This window comes from Niastella caeni (assembly GCF_004834005.1).
Lineage (GTDB): Bacteria > Bacteroidota > Bacteroidia > Chitinophagales > Chitinophagaceae > Niastella > Niastella caeni.
Map to the genome: position 1 here is coordinate 1,595,718 of NZ_STFF01000001.1, position 20,299 is coordinate 1,616,016.

21 protein-coding genes are annotated in these 20,299 nt (G+C 41.0%); 5 read left to right on the forward strand and 16 right to left on the reverse strand.

Annotated features, from left to right (window positions below; all coding sequences use genetic code 11):
- Window positions 1-1,565: 1,565 nt before the first annotated feature.
- The 4 genes from FAM09_RS06380 to FAM09_RS06395 form a co-directional block, all read right to left on the reverse strand.
- Window positions 1,566-2,555 carry a potassium channel beta subunit family protein gene (locus FAM09_RS06380; RefSeq protein ID WP_136576209.1) on the reverse strand — a complete coding sequence of 330 codons (990 nt, stop codon included), beginning with the start codon at window positions 2,553-2,555 and terminating at the stop codon, window positions 1,566-1,568.
- Window positions 2,556-2,708: 153 nt separating this feature from the next.
- Window positions 2,709-3,299, reverse strand: a complete 591-nt coding sequence (gene lptC, locus FAM09_RS06385; protein WP_136576210.1) for an LPS export ABC transporter periplasmic protein LptC — start codon at window positions 3,297-3,299, stop codon at window positions 2,709-2,711.
- Between the two features lie 27 nt (window positions 3,300-3,326).
- Entirely contained in the window at window positions 3,327-4,058 is a 732-nt protein-coding gene (locus tag FAM09_RS06390; protein WP_136576211.1) for a type III pantothenate kinase, read from the reverse strand.
- 144 nt (window positions 4,059-4,202) lie between these two features.
- Window positions 4,203-4,850: an LON peptidase substrate-binding domain-containing protein gene (locus FAM09_RS06395; RefSeq protein WP_136576212.1), complete on the reverse strand. Its 648-nt coding sequence runs from the start codon at window positions 4,848-4,850 to the stop codon at window positions 4,203-4,205.
- A 120-nt stretch (window positions 4,851-4,970) separates the two neighbouring features.
- Between FAM09_RS06395 and FAM09_RS06400 the strand changes: the two genes are divergently transcribed.
- Genes FAM09_RS06400 through meaB form a run of 3 tightly spaced genes read left to right on the forward strand, consistent with a single transcriptional unit; the run spans window position 4,971 to window position 7,837 of the window.
- Complete coding sequence (locus FAM09_RS06400; RefSeq protein WP_136576213.1) at window positions 4,971-5,846, forward strand: glycosyltransferase family protein; 876 nt, start codon at window positions 4,971-4,973, stop codon at window positions 5,844-5,846.
- Window positions 5,847-5,887: 41 nt separating this feature from the next.
- Window positions 5,888-6,910, forward strand: coding sequence for a glycosyltransferase family 9 protein (locus FAM09_RS06405; RefSeq protein WP_136576214.1), 1,023 nt, complete (start codon window positions 5,888-5,890; stop codon window positions 6,908-6,910).
- Window positions 6,911-6,943: 33 nt separating this feature from the next.
- A complete protein-coding gene (gene meaB, locus FAM09_RS06410) occupies window positions 6,944-7,837 on the forward strand; it encodes a methylmalonyl Co-A mutase-associated GTPase MeaB (protein WP_136576215.1) in 894 nt (297 codons plus the stop codon).
- A gap of 36 nt (window positions 7,838-7,873) precedes the next feature.
- Here meaB and FAM09_RS06415 read toward each other — a convergent pair whose 3' ends face one another.
- The 8 genes from FAM09_RS06415 to FAM09_RS06450 all read right to left on the reverse strand — a co-directional run bounded on the left by FAM09_RS06415 (window position 7,874) and on the right by FAM09_RS06450 (window position 15,512).
- Window positions 7,874-8,089, reverse strand: a complete 216-nt coding sequence (locus FAM09_RS06415) for a hypothetical protein (protein ID WP_136576216.1) — start codon at window positions 8,087-8,089, stop codon at window positions 7,874-7,876.
- A 66-nt stretch (window positions 8,090-8,155) separates the two neighbouring features.
- Entirely contained in the window at window positions 8,156-8,941 is a 786-nt protein-coding gene (locus tag FAM09_RS06420; protein WP_136576217.1) for a glycosyltransferase family 2 protein, read from the reverse strand.
- Between the two features lie 2 nt (window positions 8,942-8,943).
- Window positions 8,944-10,014, reverse strand: coding sequence for a glycosyltransferase family 4 protein (locus FAM09_RS06425; RefSeq protein ID WP_166437042.1), 1,071 nt, complete (start codon window positions 10,012-10,014; stop codon window positions 8,944-8,946).
- A 15-nt stretch (window positions 10,015-10,029) separates the two neighbouring features.
- Window positions 10,030-10,830: an FkbM family methyltransferase gene (locus FAM09_RS06430; protein WP_136576219.1), complete on the reverse strand. Its 801-nt coding sequence runs from the start codon at window positions 10,828-10,830 to the stop codon at window positions 10,030-10,032.
- Between the two features lie 75 nt (window positions 10,831-10,905).
- Window positions 10,906-11,793, reverse strand: a complete 888-nt coding sequence (locus FAM09_RS06435) for an RDD family protein (RefSeq protein WP_136576220.1) — start codon at window positions 11,791-11,793, stop codon at window positions 10,906-10,908.
- A 109-nt stretch (window positions 11,794-11,902) separates the two neighbouring features.
- The gene (gene typA / locus FAM09_RS06440) at window positions 11,903-13,711 is read right to left on the reverse strand and encodes a translational GTPase TypA (RefSeq protein ID WP_136576221.1); all 1,809 of its coding nucleotides are present in this window, start codon (window positions 13,709-13,711) and stop codon (window positions 11,903-11,905) included.
- Window positions 13,712-14,047: 336 nt separating this feature from the next.
- Window positions 14,048-15,172, reverse strand: a complete 1,125-nt coding sequence (locus FAM09_RS06445) for an acyltransferase family protein (RefSeq protein WP_136576222.1) — start codon at window positions 15,170-15,172, stop codon at window positions 14,048-14,050.
- A 115-nt stretch (window positions 15,173-15,287) separates the two neighbouring features.
- Window positions 15,288-15,512, reverse strand: coding sequence for a DUF2905 domain-containing protein (locus FAM09_RS06450; RefSeq protein ID WP_136576223.1), 225 nt, complete (start codon window positions 15,510-15,512; stop codon window positions 15,288-15,290).
- Between the two features lie 77 nt (window positions 15,513-15,589).
- On the opposite strand from FAM09_RS06450, the gene FAM09_RS06455 reads away from it, so the two are divergent.
- Window positions 15,590-16,585 carry an alpha/beta hydrolase gene (locus tag FAM09_RS06455; protein ID WP_136576224.1) on the forward strand — a complete coding sequence of 332 codons (996 nt, stop codon included), beginning with the start codon at window positions 15,590-15,592 and terminating at the stop codon, window positions 16,583-16,585.
- A gap of 78 nt (window positions 16,586-16,663) precedes the next feature.
- Here FAM09_RS06455 and FAM09_RS06460 read toward each other — a convergent pair whose 3' ends face one another.
- The 3 genes from FAM09_RS06460 to FAM09_RS06470 form a co-directional block, all read right to left on the reverse strand.
- On the reverse strand, window positions 16,664-17,116 hold the full coding sequence (locus FAM09_RS06460) for a hypothetical protein (protein WP_136576225.1): 453 nt from the start codon (window positions 17,114-17,116) through the stop codon (window positions 16,664-16,666).
- Window positions 17,117-17,318: 202 nt separating this feature from the next.
- Complete coding sequence (locus FAM09_RS06465; protein WP_136576226.1) at window positions 17,319-17,765, reverse strand: hypothetical protein; 447 nt, start codon at window positions 17,763-17,765, stop codon at window positions 17,319-17,321.
- Between the two features lie 130 nt (window positions 17,766-17,895).
- Complete coding sequence (locus FAM09_RS06470; protein ID WP_136576227.1) at window positions 17,896-18,402, reverse strand: hypothetical protein; 507 nt, start codon at window positions 18,400-18,402, stop codon at window positions 17,896-17,898.
- A gap of 514 nt (window positions 18,403-18,916) precedes the next feature.
- Between FAM09_RS06470 and FAM09_RS06475 the strand changes: the two genes are divergently transcribed.
- A complete protein-coding gene (locus FAM09_RS06475) occupies window positions 18,917-19,420 on the forward strand; it encodes a hypothetical protein (RefSeq protein ID WP_136576228.1) in 504 nt (167 codons plus the stop codon).
- A 141-nt stretch (window positions 19,421-19,561) separates the two neighbouring features.
- On the opposite strand, the gene FAM09_RS06480 is transcribed toward FAM09_RS06475, so the two are convergent.
- Entirely contained in the window at window positions 19,562-20,071 is a 510-nt protein-coding gene (locus FAM09_RS06480; RefSeq protein ID WP_136576229.1) for a hypothetical protein, read from the reverse strand.
- Window positions 20,072-20,299 lie beyond the last annotated feature (228 nt).

The window sequence follows — 20,299 nt, forward strand, 5'->3', positions numbered from 1 at the left end:
AGCCCGGATTACGGCCAGGGTTAAAGTGTTCTACTTTGTTGATTTTAAATTGGATTGCAGTGTTAGAATAAATGTATGGGGCCCGGCGTATAGGCGGGAAAAAGAACAGTCTCAATAACAATTAAATAACCAAACCAGAAGCCCGGATTTATCGGGGAAAGCGCTTTTTCAACTCCGGGCCCTTTGACATTTATCAATATGTCTTATTTGGGCTATTTTTCATTTGAATTATATGTCACTAAAACAACTCCCGATCTGATGGTTTTTAGTCATCCGACTACCAAATGATTTACCAATGCAGCATTGCGGGTCCCTTTCAGCCTATTTCTTAATGTCTGATTTTTATCATTGATCTTATCTTTTGCAGCCAGCACCGAACCCTTCACAGCTATATTTTTTGCATAGGAAAGGGCTCAAACGTACGCCCAATCAACGCATCAACATCGTTGCAGGTAATTTTTCATAGCCGATAATTTTTACATGTTAATACATAATAAACGATACATATTATCGTTTCATTGGTGTTTTCATACTGGTTCAGTTCGTCTGCATAAATTTTCTATAACCTGGTTGCAGGAGATTTTGAGGAAAGGATGTGGTAGTTGAGCCGGGTTTTACAAACCGTCACTTAGTTCTCATTTAATAATATCAGGGTATGAACCGGCTTCTCTAAGCCGGTTTTCTGTTTATATAACCATACCGGCGGAACTATTAAAATGCTAACAATATTTAGCATAAAAAAATTGCCGCCCTTGAAAAAAGGCGGCCTTTTTGCCCTATGCACTATTTAACCCCTATTAGAAAATTTTAAATTCCTTTTAATGGTTGTGCTGCCGGGGCATTAAACATTGCCCAAACAATGCCGGGCATGTTGCAGCACACACTATAATATTTTGAATTAAATACCTACCAATATTACCATTTGAAAACCGGGACGACCTGATGTTCACGCTGATTTACATTCTACAATTATACGCTGGCTTTACATACAGGCTGCATGAGGATGCCTGCTGGTTTTTTTGTAATGATGGGGGTAGTGTTTTAATACTACTAAAGGCAGAGTGCAAAAAGATAGTGGCCAAAGTGTAACAGTTTAACAAGTACAGGATCAGGTTAGTAACAGCTTTCATAATTAACGGCTTTCGTTGCCAGGTTGCGATGGTTCACCATTGCTTCCTTTGTGAGCCAAAGATATTTAACCAACACATACCACACAATAGCATTATTACTTAGGAGCATCCATACGTACATGTCTCCGTTAGTTGATGAAATTACCGGCGTGTACAAACACGCGATTCAATCGTTTATATCTATCATGCATCCATTCATTTTAAATGATCCAATAACCAAACCTGTAATTATATTCAATACAGATATTAACGTTGAATATAAAAATTGTATAAATGAATAATCCTCTACGATTACATACACATCAGTTGTTAATAAAGTAAAACGTCAATGGCGTCAACAATCAATGTTTGGCCGTTGGATTACTTTACTATTAAAAAGTCCCGACGGTATCGTCGGGACTTAATTGTTATTCGTACAAATATTTTATGAAGCTGCTAATTAAGGTCCATATGTGGCTTGTTCTGTAAAATCTTTTCTATTTCATCCATTACCTCCAGCGTTAATAAAGCCAACGCTTCTGTCGCTTTCAGGTTCTCTTCCAGCTGTTGTGTTTTGGTAGCGCCTAAAATAGCAGTTGTTACATTCGGGTTCTTTATTGTCCAGGCAATAGCTAGTGCCGCTAAAGAAACATTTAATTGTTTAGCAAGTTCAGTTAACTGTTTTACCTTCTTCAATTTTTCATCCTGTATCCATCTGTCCTTTAACCAGCCAAAGCCTTTAATGGCCAGTCGCGATTCTTCGGGGATACCATCATTGTATTTACCGGTTAAAAAGCCGGCTGCCAGCGGGCTCCAGATGGTTGTTCCTAAACCGGTGTTCTGAAACACAGGCAGGTAATCCATTTCCATTTTATAACGCTCGAACATATTGTATTGCGGTTGCTCCATTGTGGGGCCAATTAAACAATATTGCTGCGCTACCCGGTGCGCTTCCATAATTTCAGCACCGCTCCACATACTGGTTCCCCAATACAGCACTTTCCCCTGCTGAATGAGGTTGTGCATCGTCCATACTACTTCTTCAATTGGAACGGCAGGATCGGGTCTGTGACAATAATAAAGATCCAGGTAATCGTGCTGCAGGCGTTCCAGCGCCTCATGGCAGGCTTCTACAATATGCTTTCTGCTTAAACCCGTTTGATTCGGCTTGCTGTTGTTTCCGCGCCAGCCGAAAAACACTTTCGAAGAAATAACATACGACGTGCGGTCCCAATTCTTTTTCTTCAATACCCTTCCCATCATTTTTTCACTCTCCCCCAGCGCATACCCTTCCGCATTATCAAAAAAGTTAATGCCTGCATCATAGGATAAACCCATCAATGCATCAGCGATACTGTCGTCAATTTGTTTGTGAAAAGTTACCCAACTGCCAAAGGAAAGAACACTTAATTGTAAGCCTGATCGTCCAAGTCTTCTATATTCCATAAAATTTGTTTTTGGAATCAAAAGTAAGGCTGGAGCGCTTAACTCGAAGAGTAAAATAGAATTTTAATAATAGCCGGGATCGTTCCTGCCAATCAATTACTGCCTTAATCCATGCAACATCCCAACCATATCATCTCCATCAACCTGTCAGATTTACTGCGGTAACCCGCTATTCGGCACCAACATAGGCCCGGAGCTACTATAAAAAGTGTAAGAGGTAAGATTTTGTGACGCCCGCAAACCATCTTTTGCAAAAATTATTTTATCGCGTTGATAAACATGGGCGGGTTTATTGGTATGAAATTCCTGCTTGTCCTGGTCCCACCATAACTCCTGCGTACGCAGGGTATCGCCATTTTTAATGCTTACCACCAGCACGCTGTCGCGCAGCAACACTTTACGATCAAACTCTACATATTTGGCGTAGCGGGCATCCAACGTGCTTTCTATTATGGTACTATCGTCATAAAAATCAACGTGCAGGCTGTGCGGGAATTCCATATATGGCGAATCCGCCGGTGATTGACCCTGTACCCGTAGCATATACGGTGCGGTGAGTTTTGCTTTTACCTTTCCCGACTGGCTCAGGTAACTTTCTATTTTTTTTGCTTCTTCAACGGCTACTTTCTTTTGAAATAACTGGTCAACCACATTCTGATCGTTTTCACAGGAAGTAAATACAAAAAAACAACCCAATAAAAGGGCTGCGGCAAAAAAGTAGTATGTAATACTGGTACTTCGCATATTTAATCTGCTAACAACCTGGTTCGCTCACCCATTATTGTGCTCGCTGATAGCATAAAGGCCCTTGAAAATCAGATCAGGGTCTGCAAATATCTTGTTTTTCAAATGATACACAAAATAGGGTGCATCCCCTCCGGTTAACACCACGTTAAAGTTATCGTACCTTTCCCCATAGGCATCTATCATGCCGTGGATCTCTTTAGCCATACCCAGGATCACGCCACTGAGTATATTGGTGCGGGTATCGTAGCCGATCAATGGCAGGTTCCAGTCTTTTTCAACCAGCGGCAATTTGGCGGTAAAAAGCTTCAGCGATTTAAACCGCATTTCCATTCCCGGCGAAATACCGCCACCTAAAAATTCGTGGTATTTATTAACGAAATTGTAGGTGATAGCACTGCCTAATCCGATTACCAAATTATTATACTCAGGGAAAAGATCAACAGCGGCTACCATCAACGCCAGGCGGTCGGCGCCAATATCCTGCGGCTTACCCACGGGTGTTGTTATAGGTATTTTAGACTGATGATTTAATTTATGGAAACGGGATGCTGCGGCAAGCATCTGTTCCAGGTTGGGATTATGATTTACAACTGAAGATAGAATAGATTTGTGAGGCTTGTACGTATTGAGCAGGTGTTGAATGGTTTCATCGCTATCATTTTCCAGCACCAGCACTTGCTGCATCTCTCTGTTATTAAAAACAGCACATTTCAACCGGGTATTGCCGAAATCAAAGCAAAGTGTTGTATGAACCAAACTGAATATATTTTACGGTTTCCTGGATCAAATACCGGATGAAGAAATGCGATTTTTTTGTTTCTGCCAAAAAAGATTCAGTCGCTATGGGCGGCAAATTTACCGGTGCACCAATAGCGTTATTAAGAGGATAACCCTGGAAGTTTACAATTCAATATCGAAATCAAAAGCAGATAAATTTCGGAAATGGCCGTTCAGCTTTACTTTTTCCTTTAATTGCTCCATTTCCAGCAGCAGCGGTAATACTTTTTGCAGATGCCGTTTTATATATTCCTGACGTTGCAATTCCTTCATCAATCCAAGCAGCTCATATTCTTCCTCCAGCGATAGCCCCGCATGATGGCCTACATCATATGCCTGCAAAAGCTCCTCTGGTTTCTTGAAATCTTTGGTGATATTCAGCAGGCGGTGCAACTGCTTCACCCCATTCACCACTTTTTGCATCAATTCGCGGTTGCCCGCCTCATCATTTTCCGGATAATTTACAATAGCGCCGCTGTATAATTTATCCGGGACCTGTTTAATTACTTCCAGAACACGAAAAATGCGCAAACCTTCGGTTTTAATATCCATTTCACCATTTTCATAGGTTTGCACAATATCGGTTACCTGCACCAGGGTGCCCATTTCCTGTAACCGGTTATTTACCACAGAGGGGATCCCAAATGATTTTTTAGTTTCGAAACACTCATTAATCAATTGCTTGTATCGCGGTTCGAAAATATGGAGATGTACTTTTTCGCCTGGAAAAACTACAATGCTCAAGGGGAAAATCGGAATAAAATTAGTCATATAAAATACGCGTTTTGCAATCTAACACAATGTTTTTAAACCTGTAAAATATATTCCACATTCAGCTACATTTGCATGGCATATTGTATTACTCTTTAACACCGTATTTAAATAAAAGTTATGAAAATTTCGGGATTTATTATTATTCGAAATGCGGTAATTAATGATTATCCCGTAACGGAGGCTATACGTTCTGTATTACCAATGGTAGATGAAATGATCGTGAGCATTGGCAATTGTGAAGATGATACCCTGGGATTGATACAATCGATCGCCTCTGACAAAATCAAGATCGTACATTCAGTATGGGACCCTGCCTTGCGTAAAGGGGGTGAAGTGCTGGCTGTTGAAACGAATAAAGCTTTTGCACATATATCACCTGATTCCGATTGGGCTTTTTACATTCAGGCCGATGAAGTGGTGCACGAAAAATATTACCCGGTCATTCTGGAAGCTGCCAAAAAATACAAAGATCAAAAAGAAGTAGAAGGTCTGTTATTCAAATACACCCATTTTTATGGTACGTATAACTATGTAGGTGACAGCCGGCGTTGGTACAATCGCGAAATTCGCCTCATACGAAATGATAAAAGCATTTATTCTTATAAAGATGCACAAGGATTTCGAAAAGATGGCCGTAAACTATTGGTAAAACCAATTGACGCATATATTTATCATTACGGCTGGGTTAAAAGCCCGAAGCAAATGCTTCAAAAACAAAAGAACCTTGGTAAATTCTGGCGTAACGATGAAGAATGGGCACAGTTGTTATCGTCTGCAGATTTCTGGGACTTTAATAATGATTTTGATTCACTGGTAAAATTCACCGGTACACATCCTGCCGTTATGCAGGAAAGAATTAAAAATCAAAACTGGCAAATTGAGCTGGATGTAAGCCGCAAACGATTTTCATTTAAAAACCGCCTGTTGTATTACGTTGAAAAAGCAACCGGCAAACGCCTGTTCGATTACAAGAATTATAAAATATTAAGATAACCTAAAACCGGTTTGGTATCTAATCCTGTAAAAATAAGCCATTGAAAAGCATTCCCCGCAATATTATCATCAGTCGTACCGATAGCATTGGAGATGTAATTTTAACCTTACCCGTAGCTGCCGTGTTAAAAAAACATTTCCCAACTATGACTATTGGCTTTATGGGTAAATCATATACCCGGCCGGTAATTGAGGCCTGCAAATATGTTGACGAATTTATTGATGTGGACACCTTTTTTTCAAAAAAGGTGTTGGTAAGCGGTGAAGCGCCAGAATGTATTTTGCATGTTTTCCCCACGTCCCGTATTGCGAAAAGAGCCCGCAAAATGGGTATTCCTTTACGCATTGGCACCACCAACCGCCTGTACCATTGGTTTACCTGCAATAAGCTGGTAAAACTCAGCCGCAAAAAATCTGACCTGCATGAAGCGCAATTGAACCTTGCGCTGTTAAGGCCTTTCGGCATTAATGAAACTTATTCTTTACAACAAATAAGCACTTATTTTGGGCTGGAAAAATTGCAACCATTGCCATCGCAATTTGCCGGCCAGATACAAAAAGAAAAATATAACCTGATATTGCACCCTAAATCACAAGGTAGTGGACGGGAATGGCCGCTTGAAAACTTTTTTCAGCTTATTCAAATGCTTGACCCGAATAAATTCAACATCTTTATTTCGGGCACAGCTAAAGAAAAAGAACGCATGCAATGGCTGTTTGATAAAGCAGGAAATTTGGTTACCGATATAACCGGGAAAATGTCGCTTAATGAATTCATAGCTTTTATAAAACAATGTGACGGACTGGTAGCCAGTGGCACCGGCCCGCTGCATATTGCGGCTGCATTAGGAAAAGACGCATTGGGTATTTTTCCACCCATACGGCCGATTCATCCAGGCCGGTGGGCACCACTCGGCAAAAATGCGCAGGTATTTGTATTAGATAAACAATGTGTTGAATGCAAGGGTAATAAGGTCCCCTGTAGTTGTATAATAAATGTTCCTGTTGCCTTGTTGAAAGAAACATTAGATAAAAAATACCTGGATAAAATGAGCAATAAATAACCAGCAATAACCTAGGCATTAAATTCTTTGTACATGAACTGGCAGTATTTATTAAAGAGGATACAACAAGGCGATCAAAAAGCCATTGCCCGAAGCATCTCTTTAATTGAAAATGAAATACAGGGGTATGAAGAATTGCTGCAATCATTACCCGTTTCGCATATACCTGTTATTGGTATTACCGGCCCCCCCGGTGCAGGCAAAAGTACGTTGACCGATGCATTGATAGGGGAACTGGTAAAACAGGAAAAAAAAGTAGCCGTATTATGTGTTGATCCTTCCTCCCCTTTTAACCTGGGGGCTTTGCTGGGCGATCGCATTCGCATGAGTGAATGGTATAATAACCCCAATGTTTTTATTCGCTCACTGGCCACACGTGGTTCATTGGGCGGTTTACATCCAAAAATTATTGAGATCACTGAATTACTTAAAGCGGCGCCTGTTGATTATATTATTGTAGAAACTGTTGGTGTAGGGCAAAGCGAAGTGGAAATTGCAGGCCTCGCCGATGTTACCATAGTAGTGTTGGTACCTGAAGCGGGTGATGAAGTGCAAACCATGAAAGCAGGTCTTATGGAAATAGCCGACATATTTGTTGTAAATAAATCTGACCGGCCAGACGCAGATACTTTTTATAGAAACCTGAGATCAATGTTACAGCCGGCTTTTCATGCTACGGCATTGGAAATACCTGTAATAAAAACCATTGCTTCGCAAAAAAGGGGCATTACTGAATTACATAATGCTATCAGTAGCTTATTAAAGCATTCACAGTCCACAGAAAAGAGATTCAGGCTGCTGGCAGATAAAGCGTATTACCTGTTGCAAAAGCATCGAATGAAAGACATCAATAAAGAAGAACTGCTGGCTGCCATTCAGAAAGAAAATATCACGAACGTATATTCCTTTATAACCAGGTTCTATTAAACCAACACATCAAATATGATTTTTTAAAATATAAGGTTACCGGTTATTCTTCCACCAGCGGTAGCCAATAAATCCGATAATTAAGAACGGAGTAAGCCCCAGGTAGATGATACCCATATTTAAAGCCTTAGCAGGCCGCTCACCTAATTGCTGGGCGGTTTTTGTGCAAATGGAACACTGAGCCACTATATCGGCAGGTACAATAAAAAACGACAGTAGTAATACAATCAATATCAAACTTCCTCTTGCCATAGCATTAAATTACAGCGCAAAAATACAACGAAAAACTTTACTGCCCTTACAATGAAACTACCCTGGTTATCTGTGTGTAGCGCCAGCCTGTTGCTTCATTTTCCGTTGTAGTTGTAACAATTTGGCGTATTTAGCCAATGTGGCATGGGAAGCGTAACGAGCTATGATAAACCCGTTGTAGCCGTCAAGAAACCCACGTTTTATGATATAACCGGAGATAAAAGACACCAGCGGATTGAGGACTATTTTAATAACATTTGATCTTTTCCCCCGCTCATACATGGCCTTTGACTGAATGGTGGTGAATTTGTTGGTTTGTTCCATGATCTGGTCTATGCTTTCGTAGGTATAGTGCAGCATATCTCCTTTCAGTTGTTTCAGGCAGGAGCCCTCATTCATAACAATTTTATCGTGGGGATTAACGCCACCCCATTTTCCTTTTTGCCGGTTAATGAGGCGAATCTTCCTGTCGGGATACCAGGTTCCGTGTTTTATCCATTGCCCGCAGAAAGAGCTCAGCCGGTTCATACGATAGCAGTCGAAAGCAAAGCCTTTTTGTTTTTCTGCAAGAATGCTTTTTTTCAACGTATCAGTCAGGCATTCATCGGCATCGAGCGACAGCACGTAATCGTGCGAAGCGCGGTCCAGGGCAAAGTTCTTTTGCTCAACATACCCCAGAAAAGGCTGCTCAATAAATGTTACACCATAAGAAGCACAAATAGATTTTGTTCCGTCGGTAGACAGGGAATCCACCACGATGATCTCGTCAGCAACATCCTTCACGCTTTCCAGGCAGCGACCGATATTTTTTTCTTCGTTAAAAGTTATAATGACTACAGAAAAAGGTGTCATGGTTACTGATTTGTATCTCCAATTAATTTACGGTAAACAGATAAATAATCCATGGCCGCCTGGTCCCAACTGTATTTTAAAGCTCTTTCCCGGATGGCCTGCATAGGCTTCGCTCGTTCATAATTTTGCATGCCTTTTTCAAAAACATCCTGCATGTACTCCGGTTCAAAATGGTTAAAACGATACGCCAGGTCACCGCCTATTTCAGGCAGGCTGGTAGTAGCGGCTATAAAAGCAGGCTTGCCATAATACATGGCCTCAACCAGCGGAAGTCCAAACCCTTCCGCCAGGGAAGGGAATGCAAAGGCTGTGCAGTGTTTATAATACCAGAATTTGTCTTTCTCACTGATCTCACCGGTCAATCGTACTCTGTTGGTTACGCCAAATTGGTCAGCCTGCTGCATAATCAAACGTTCGTATTCATTATGTCGCGTACCGGAAATCACCAGTTCGTAATCATTATTTTTCAGCAGGCAGGGAAGTACATGAAAATTCTTTTTGGGAACCAGGGCGCCAAGCGCAAATATATAAGGCCGCGAAGGACGGTAAACAGGCGCATCAAAATCGGGAAATTCATTAATAGTGCAGCCGTTATAAATAAGATCTACCGGTTTTCCATGCGTACGCAAATGTTCCAATACTGTTTGCCTGGTATATTCAGAAATGCAAACAATATGGTCTGCACGGTTAACACTTGCCTGTACGCGGCCAAGGTATTTTTTTATTTTGGAAGGTTCCCCTTTGCGCTGTATAAGGAAATTAAGGTCATGAATGGTCAGCACCATCTTTATGCGACGATTAAGCGGCTTGATCCTGGCATCTTGTATACTACTGTGCCATACGTCGCATGCCTGCAGCTTATGTTGAAAAAAACGATACGATTCTTTATGAATGATATACCGTTGATCCCCTCCGAAAAGATCGGGCTGGCTTTGATGAACGTAAAAAGAAAATTCTTCCCTGGACGGGTCGGCATGCCGCAATAAAGCATTGCCCAGGTTCAAACAAACCTGGTATAAACCCGAAACCGTGTTTTTCGCCGCCAAACAATCCAAAATGATACGATTCTTCAAAGCTGAAAACACTTTTTATTTACGAACGGCATTCAATGCATAGCAATTTGTATGAGCAAAATGCGACTCTACTTCATACCCCTGTTTTTCCAAAAACTTCCCGAGATAGTCTGTATTTCTTGTATCATCATCCAGGTTATGTACTTCAATAGTAAGCCTTTTCACTTTTGCCCATAATGCAACAGGTGTTTCGTAAATGATAGGGTATTCGCTGCCCTCACAATCTACTTTCAACAGATCTATTTTATTGAACCCATTGCCGGTAATGATCTCCTGCAATGAAATGGCAGGCACCTTGGTGCTATATTTATTTTGCCTGTCGAAGTCGGAATAAATGGACGCGATCACCGAATTATCGCCGGAATGTTCCATAAACAGCTCTACGCTGTCCTGAGGTGTTCCGGTTACTGCTTTATTAAAAAGATGTACCTGCTTTTCCATGCCGGGATTTAATGAAATGTTTGTTTTAAACAGTTCATAATTCACCGAAATAGGCTCATAGGCATATACAGTAGCATCTTTTATTTTAGAAAACAGCATGATGTTGAAATAACCTGCATTGGCGCCTATATCTACAATTACCGGTTTGGCCGGAAGCTGCTTTACAAGAGTGTCAATTTCATAAAAATCGGTTACAAAGATCTCCTTGAAAACCAGGTAAAGGCCGGTGGAGGGAACACGAAACCGAACCGGATTGCCTCTGGTAGTGAATTCCATGGTGCTGAAGGCCTTTTTAAACTTCCGGGTAAAATAATCGGGCCAGTTGCGGATATGACGAAACAGGTTTCTATACCTGGCAAATGAATTTTTGACCATAGAGCAATATAAAATGGCTGTAATTTAGGAAAATTTGTACACAAGACCGTTCTTCAACGACAAAGGGGAAAAGCTTTAATCTTTTACGCCTTTTTCTTCTTCAAACACCTTCTCCCAGCTATCTATATATACCACAGCAGTAGACGAAACACGGTCGTGCCATTTAGCGCCGAATAAAAACGCAATCGGATCGAAAGGAATTAAGCGCGATAGCGTTCGAAGTAAGATCCTTCCGGTTGATAACTGTACGCCATCGCTTACTACACATGACCTGGTAACCATTTTTCCCAGGGTTTGCCGAAAGATGGCTTCTGCCAAAAAATAATACAATAAATAACTGACGAAATAATACAAATAAAACAGTGTTGGATTTGCCGAGGAATACGAAGCACTCCCGAAAACCATGTAATTGAATACATACAGAAAACTTGCAGCACTCATCCAGAAAGGTAGTATAAGAAAGTAATCTAACAGATAATGCACAAACCGGTGACCAATAGAAGTATATGCTACCATATCATACTCCTGTAAATTCACCTTTTTTATTGGGTTCTCCGGCTTGCAAATAAGCAATAAAACGATCAGCGTTATCCAGATCAAATGACGGGATATGATTACAAAGCCTGTCGCTGGGTCATTAAAAAACATTCCCCCGGATATAACTAATGAGAATACAACGGTTGGCAAAGCTAAAAAGCCCGTCATTACATACACAAATCTGAATATAGAGTAAGCCCTATCCCTCACTTGTAGATCTGAATAGGACAGCGCTGCAATGCCCAGTATTATTGTAAAAATATCTATGATAAAATCCAATCCCACTTGTAGTATGGTGTAAAGCTTGCCGTAATTTCCACTTATTTCTCCAGTAATTAACCCCTTGTAATAGCTTCCTCTTGAAATATGTTGAAAAAGGATCAGGGCAATTACCAGGCAAATAGTTACAGGCTTTAGTTTCTTCATAGAACCAGTTGTTAACAAGTTTACAAAATAGGTATTTTAATCCTACTACAAATAAAAAGGAATTACCTGTTCGGGTAATTCCTGGGTTATAAGAAGATAAAAATATTGTTTATGCTTCGGCCTTCATTGACTTTGCCTGTTTCTTTCTTTCTTCTTCATTGAGTATGGTTTTACGCATACGAATGAAGTTAGGCGTTACCTCAATACACTCATCATGTTGAATATATTCCATACATTCTTCGAGGGTGAGCAGTATTTTTGGTGCAATGTTGGTTGCTGCATCGCTACCGCTGGCGCGCATATTGGTGAGTTTCTTTCCTTCGGTAATTTGCACCACCAGGTCGCCTGGTTTAATATGCTCACCAATGATCTGACCAGCATATATTTCTTCACCTGGGTCAATAAAGAATGACCCTCTATCCTGCAGTTTATCAAGTGAGTAACCAGTTGAAGATCCATTTTCTTTTGCCAGCAACACACCGTTGTTACGGCCGGGAATAACGCCTTTCCAGGGTTTGTATTCACTGAAGCGGTGGGCCATTACGGCTTCACCTTGTGTGTTGGTTAGCATTTGTGTACGTAACCCTATCAAACCGCGTGAAGGGATATCAAACTCCAGGTGTTGCATTTCACCTTTGGTTTCCATCACCAGCATCTCCCCTTTACGGCGGGTTACCAGGTCAATTACTTTTGAAGCAAATTCTTGTGGTACGTCTACAACCAGCACCTCATATGGTTCACATTTTTTACCATCGATCTGTTTTACGATAACCTGTGGCTGACCTACAGTTAACTCATATCCTTCGCGACGCATGGTCTCAATCAATACGCCCAGGTGAAGGATACCGCGGCCATATACCAGGAAGGCATCGCCGCCGTCGCTATCTACAACCCTTAATGCCAGGTTCTTTTCTGTTTCTTTCATCAGGCGGTCGCGCAGGTGGCGGCTTGTTACAAATTTTCCATCTTTACCATAGAAGGGTGAGTTGTTGATGGAAAACATCATGTTCATGGTAGGTTCGTCAACGCTGATAACCGGTAATGCTTCAGGATTTTCAAAATCGGCAATGGTATCGCCAATGTTGAATCCTTCAATACCCACTACAGCGCACAGGTCACCGGCAATTACTTCACTTACTTTCTTCTTTCCCATGCCTTCAAAAACATACAACTCTTTTACACGGGTCTTTTTTATGCTGCCATCAGCCTGTACCAATGAAATGGGCTGATTTTCTTTTATAACTCCGCGCGATACTCTACCTACAGCAATACGACCCAGGAAAGATGAATAATCCAGGGAAGTGATCTGCAATTGCAGGGTACCTTCGCTTACTTTTGGTGGTGGTACATGTTTCAAAATACCATCCAGCAACGGGTTAATATTTTCACACGGTGTTAATGAATCGTTGAACCAGCCATTTCTGCCGCTACCATAATAGGTGGGGAAATCTAGCTGCTCTTCAGTAGCATCGAGGTTGAAAAATAATTCAAATACCGCATCATGTACTTCATCAGGACGGCAGTTTGGCTTATCAACTTTGTTGATGATCACAATAGGTCGCAGGTTTAACTGCAACGCTTTTTGTAATACGAAGCGGGTTTGCGGCATGGGGCCTTCAAAGGCATCCACCAGCAAACACACACCGTCGGCCATTTTCAGTACACGCTCTACCTCACCACCAAAGTCGGCGTGGCCCGGGGTATCAATTACATTAATTTTTACATCTTTGTATGTTACCGCTGCGTTCTTACTGAAGATGGTGATCCCTCTTTCTCTTTCCAGATCATTACTGTCCATGATCAGGTCACCAGTTTCCTGGTTTTCACGAAACACTTTGGTAGCGTGTAAGATCTTGTCTACCAGGGTAGTTTTTCCGTGGTCTACGTGGGCAATAATGGCGATATTTCTGATATCCATAAATTCCTTTTTCCTGAGCAGGAAATGTTTTTTAATTTCTTAATAATGAATGCCTTTGAATACTTTTTTTTAAGCAATGGCAAACGAGGCGCAAAAGTACGCTAAATCAATGGGCGAGGCAAGCAAAAGCAGAAACTTTATAGATAATTAATCCCCATTTATACGGGTTTTTATGGCTGTTCAGCACCTATAAACCCTCATAAATAAAAGATATTTTCTATGGCAGAAAGCTAAACAAATAGCAGTCACGTCTTTATGATCAATTATGATCAATGTGCACTTCAATCGTGACACTGAGACAAGAAGCGTATGGTGCTGTAATTTAAGCATGCTACTCTAAACCCTGATATAAATTTTTCTTTTATCCAACACCCAGCCTGCCAGCCAACACATTAGCATAAACCAAATAGCAAACAGCAGGGAGCCAATATACATACCAGGAAATTTAAATATGTGCTCAAATATCCATTTATATAAATTCACCCCATGTGCTACGCGTAAGGCGCGCATCATGATCGCCACCACTTCCGACAACAGGTAAATAAACAGCGCATTCTTTCCAAACACTTCAAAAAAGCCTGTCCAGCGGGTTTTATGCAAAAAGTCAATTACGTATATAACGCCAGCCAGTATAAAACAATCGAGCCCAACGGTATACAACACAAAAGAGCTGGTCCACAAGTTTTTATTTATAGGAAAGCTAAGGTCCCAGCAATAGGCCAGCGCAACCAGCAGGCTGCCAGTCAATAGCAAGCGGGTAAGCATTTCCCAGGTTTTTCCGGCATGTTGAATATACTGACCCACCAGGTAACCAGCTACTACATTGGCAATAGCGGGCAAAGTGCTTAAGATCCCTTCCGGTTCAAAAGGGATCACTTCACCATGGTTCATGTGGTTGGCACCAATCAGCAACAGGTCCAGTTTTGTTTCTGCATTTCCCGCCATACTCAGCTCATTACCCGGGTCGCCAAACCACAAGATGATAAGCCGGTAAGCGATCAATAAAATCACGGAAGTAATGAGTGCGCCTTTGGGCTTCCCATAATAGATCAACAGTGATGCAATGCAGTAACATAATGCTATTCGTTGCAACACCCCCAACACCCTTGTTTCAGCAAAAGGTTTTAAAACAACATGGCCTTCCGCTCCATATTTTATAAACGGAAACCAATACAATAAGAAACCCAGCATAAAAAGCAACAAGGTACGCTTGCCTATTTTTGTCAGCACCTGTGCCTGGGTCATGGTCGTCCATTTTTGCATGGCAAAAAACATAGAATTACCTACAGCAAATAAAAAAGAAGGAAATACAAGATCTGCCGGGGTAAAGCCATTCCATTCGGCATGTAACAGCGGGGCAAATGTAGCATCGTGACTGCCAGGCGTATTTACAATGATCATTAAACAAATGGTGATGCCGCGAAATACATCCAATGCAATGTACCGGTTGGTTGGGGTCATACATATGATTAATAAATGATCGCCAATTCCACTTTACTGATCCTTTAATATGACTTAAAGAGAATACAAAGGAATTAAAAATTTATTAAATACATTCGCCCCTTTACTACCGGCATTATAAAAACCTGCGAATTATACTTATGATCACTGTTACCAAAACACTAAACAGGATCATGGTCGTTATGGGGAAATAAAAGCGGAATTTTTCCTTTTCAATGCGAATATCGCCCGGCAGGTGGCCGATCCAGTGCAGTTTATCGTAAAAGAAATAAATGATAATGCCGATTATCACCACAGCGCCACCGATGAGCATGATGTACTTGCCGGTATCGGAATTCATAAAAAAATCATTTTAATTACAACCCACTATTTTTACAGGTAATAAAAAGCTGTTAATTTCAACACCAAATTTACGGTATGCGTAAAAAAAAATGGGCCCTTATTATTCCGGCAATATTGATCATTGCCTACTTTTTAGGGCCAAACCCTTCTACCCCGGTATATTCAACTGCTATGCCAGCTGTTCCGGCCGAACCAGTTGCCCTGGTTAATTATATCAGGCAACAGGAAGCCGCCCATAACATTAAACCCGATAACGAAGCACGGATCGTTTGGGCCAATGATTCCCTGAAAAACAAGACCGAATATTCACTGGTATACCTGCATGGCTTTACTGCCTCGCAGGGCGAAGGCGACCCCGTTCATCGCGATCTGGCCAAAAAGTTCGGTTGTAATTTATATCTGTCCCGCCTCGCAGAGCATGGTATTGACACCACCGAACCTATGGTTAATCTTACTGCTGATAACTATTGGGAAACAGCCAAACAGGCTTTCGCCATTGGAAAACAACTGGGCAATAAAGTTATTCTGGTGGGCACATCAACCGGTGGTACACTGGCGCTGAAACTGGCGGCAGAATACCCCGAAGTATATGCGTTAATTCTAATGTCGCCGAATATTGAAATTAATGATCCTACAGCCTGGATACTCAATAATCCCTGGGGATTGCAGGTAGCCAGATTAGTAAAAGGTTCAAAATACCTCGATTCCGAGGATACCCGCGAGGCTTATCGTAAGTACTGGACTTATCATTATCGCATAGAAGCGGCGGTTAACCTGGAGGAATTGCTGGAGACAAGCATGAACAAAAAGACCTTTGAAAAAGTAAAACAGCCTACACTGACGCTTTATTACTATAAAGACAATATTCACCAGGACAGTACGGTGAAAGTAAGCGCTATTAAGGAAATGTTTTCCCAATTGGGCACACCGGCCGATAAAAAGCGGGAAGTGGCAATGCCCAATACCGGCAACCATGTAATCGGCTCCTGGATAAGATCGCACGATGTACCGGGTGTTGAAAGAGAAACGGAGAAGTTTATGACGGAAGTGCTGGGGATAAAAGCAAATTAGCTAATTGTCAAAATTGGTTACATAAAAAGAAGGGCTGACCTAATTGGAGTCAGCCCTTCTTTTTAATACTTGCTTTAATTAGTATCTGCCGTATCTATCGTCTCTGCCATCTCTGTTCCTGTCATTGTTATTCTTATCGTACCTGTCGTTATTATTATTCCTGTTGTTTCCTCTGAAATTATCATTGCGGTCGAATTTGTTGTTGGTAGTTTTAATCACTACTTTGCCTGCACGATTAATGTCGATATTGATAAACTGAGCAGGAGCAATATACATCGAACTGTTATATACTACCTGGGTCCTTTTTCTAAAACCCATATTTTCTGTTTTATAAATGGTGATGGTATGATTACCTGTTCGGATGTTATCCATTACAAACGTACTATTCAGATTGTACATTACGCCATCGATCTTCACTTGCATTACAGAACGGTCGTTGCTTGAAATTGCCAATCTGGAAGTTTTAGGACCGGGAGCAGCAAAAGTGGTGATACTAAACAATACAGTGATAAGCGTAAAAATCGTTTTCATAAACTGTTTCCTCCATTTGTTTTATGCTGTAATAGATGGAATATAAAATGAGTCGTTTACTAAGGGAGTGTTAAAGGCCAATGTGCTAATGCGATAATGTGCTAATGGAAAACCGCTGACGTAGAAGAATTCACCATTGCTCATTCACCAAAAGAAAAAAAGTCCCTCCAACTGGAAGGACCTTTGCAAGTGGTTATAGCGTTTAGTGTCTGCCGTAACGACCATCACGATCGTTATAGTCAGGGCCACGGTCATAATCACGATCACGACCATAATCCCTATCATTCCCCCGACGATCATCGCGGTCAAAACGGGTGTCTACCCATACCCTTTCAAAACGATTAATGTTAATGTTCAACGATTCCCACGGCTTTACAACCATAGTGTTTCTGTAAACCAGTTGCGGCCTTTTTCTAAACATACCATAGTTATCTACCTTGTACACCTCAATGCGATGGCGGCCAGATCGGATGTTATCCAAAACAAAACCATTGCGATTAACATTGTATTGTCGTCCATCTATCACTACCTGTATAAAGGCATCGCTATTGCTGCGGATGGCCATTTTACTTTCATTGGGGCGAGGATTTCCTGAAGCAAATGCTGTTACGCTGAACAATATGGCTACGAGTGTAAAAATCTTTTTCATAAACTGTTTCCTCCATTTTTATTTTATACTGTAATAGATGGATAACAGCTTATGTCGTTTACAAATGGTATGTTAAAGAGCTAATTAGGCATTCCGTCTGTCGTTAACATTATCTTAGCAGCAGCCTCCTTTATTTACCTTTCTGAAACGCTTCCATCACTTCCATTTCACCCTGACACAATCTTACCTTTATCCAGTCAGTATCTCCTTGCAGGTTCACAATATAAATGGTTGGATGGTTAGGGCTTTCTATTTCCTGTATAATAAAGATCTTATAATCGTAGTATGTACTTTTCACCTGGGCACGTATATTGCGAGGCAGGTGTTTTTCTTCATAGTACTTCATCACAAAACTTAAATCACCGCGGTTGGAATAAACAATGCGATGCTGTACACTATCTTTAAAGAACACGGCTACATAACTTTCGTTATTTCTATGCCATAAAGCATTTGTAGCATCTCCATAACGGCTTACAAAATCACGCATAGCCCTAACGTTAATGTCGTTCAGATACTGGCTTTTTGCATGCATTGGTTTTACTTTAGCGGCGGCCAGCGAATGCCTGCTTTGCTGAGAATAGGCACAACCCGATAATACCACGATAGATATACCGGTGGTGATGAAAATCTTTTTCATAGCTATACTTTTAATTTGGGTTAAACAATCCGTCGCAATTTATTCGCTTACATAAGCACTTATTATAAAATGGTATTGCTGCAGTGCACATGATAAGCTTTCTGTAAGCCCTTGAAAAGTTGAATAAATGGCACCATGCGCTTTTCTGCGGCTGGTCCGCTCCTGCACAGCATTTGCGAAATGTTTCACCAGGTTACTTATTTACGGTTAAGGATATGTTAATTGGGAATTGTGGAAACCATCAATACAAACTGTAATATGTACCCTAAACACTTATCTATTCTCCCCAGCACAAACGCATACTAGTAAATTATTATTGGGGAGAGCTCATATTTTATCAATTAAGTAATATAACCTGGTTGTAGCCTGCCTTTTAAGAAAAGGTCCAAAAAACTGCAATACATCAAGGAATTCCATCGCCTTGTCAAAGTAATTATATATGGCCGCCTGTATTTTGTTGCTTTGTTACGAGAATTAAAACATACTTCTTTTTAAACCTAAAAACTTTCGTTTTATGCAACACAGATCATTAAAACCCGCCCTGATGGCGGTTCTTACAATTATCTCTGCATGCTTACTGGCATTTACAGCAAAGGCAGGGGGTGAAAGTTTTGAAATTTATCTTAACAACAAACTGATCCTGCGGCAGGCGGTTAGCCAATCATTAACATTACAAAGTTTGCAATTGGATAAAGCAAACAAAGAAGATCAGTTGGTAATTTATTATAATCATTGTGGCGCTATCGGTAAAGGCAGAACGATTGCCATAAGGGATGATAAAGGCAATGTTTTAAAAGAATGGAAATTCGACGATGCCACTAAGGGTATGACGATCGCGGTTAAGGAGTTGTTGCAGTTGGAAAAAACGTATACACGCACCAACCTGAATATCTTTTACAGCGCGCAACAGATGCCTAAAGGCCGTACGCTTTCTGCTTTACAATTCACCGGTAAAAGCACTACCTGGCGTTATCAACATGAATCATGGACGGTTTGGCCAATTGCATTTGTCAGGTAAAAAATAAAGCCTCAAGCTACAAGCTGTAAGCTTCAAGCAAAAGAAATTGTATTCATAATGCTTATAGCTTGTGGCCTGTGGCTTGAAGCTGTTTTCACCTACACCCTTCTGAAAAGATCTTTATCGTTTCCTCCTGGTTTGTTAAGGCCAGGCTTTATTATACTCTTCAATCACCTCAATGTCCCGCTCACTTACGAGGATGTTCTTTAGTGAAGTGGCATCTTCCAAATGCACCACGTAAACCAGCGGTTTTGCCGGCTGTTCAATTTGCTCTACCAGTGTTATGGTATAATCATAATACTGGCTTTTTACTATTGCCCGTACATCCCGGTCCATATTACTTTCAGCATACTGCCGCACCGTATACGAAAACTCACCCCTGCAGTTGTATACTGTTCTGCACCGGCTATTTTTTTTGTCGGTATACTTTACAACAACGCCGGTTTCAACAACCATCCAATCGGTATTGGTGGCAGTTTTATCGCGCTTTAAAAAATCACGCATAGCTTTCACGTGAATTTTGTTGATGTACCGGGTGTTTGCATGCAATGACTGTATGTTTTCAGTCAATATGGGGCGGCTGGCTTGTTGCGCGGAAACCTGTCCTGCCACCAGGAAACTGGCAATACATGTTACAATTACATTTTTCATGGCTATACTTTTTATATAAGTTCTGAGTTCTTTAAACAAAGCAACTTAATTATAGCTCACCCGTTTTTTTAAATTAGATGAAACCAACGACTTTTCGGCAACCGTATAAAAAAAGGCAATTATGGCGTTCGGCTGGTAAAATGGTTGTTTGTCGAAAATGGAGGCTTCAGGAAAAGAATGAAAGCTGTACAAGAGATAATAAAAATATAAGACAGGAATGGCCGGTTT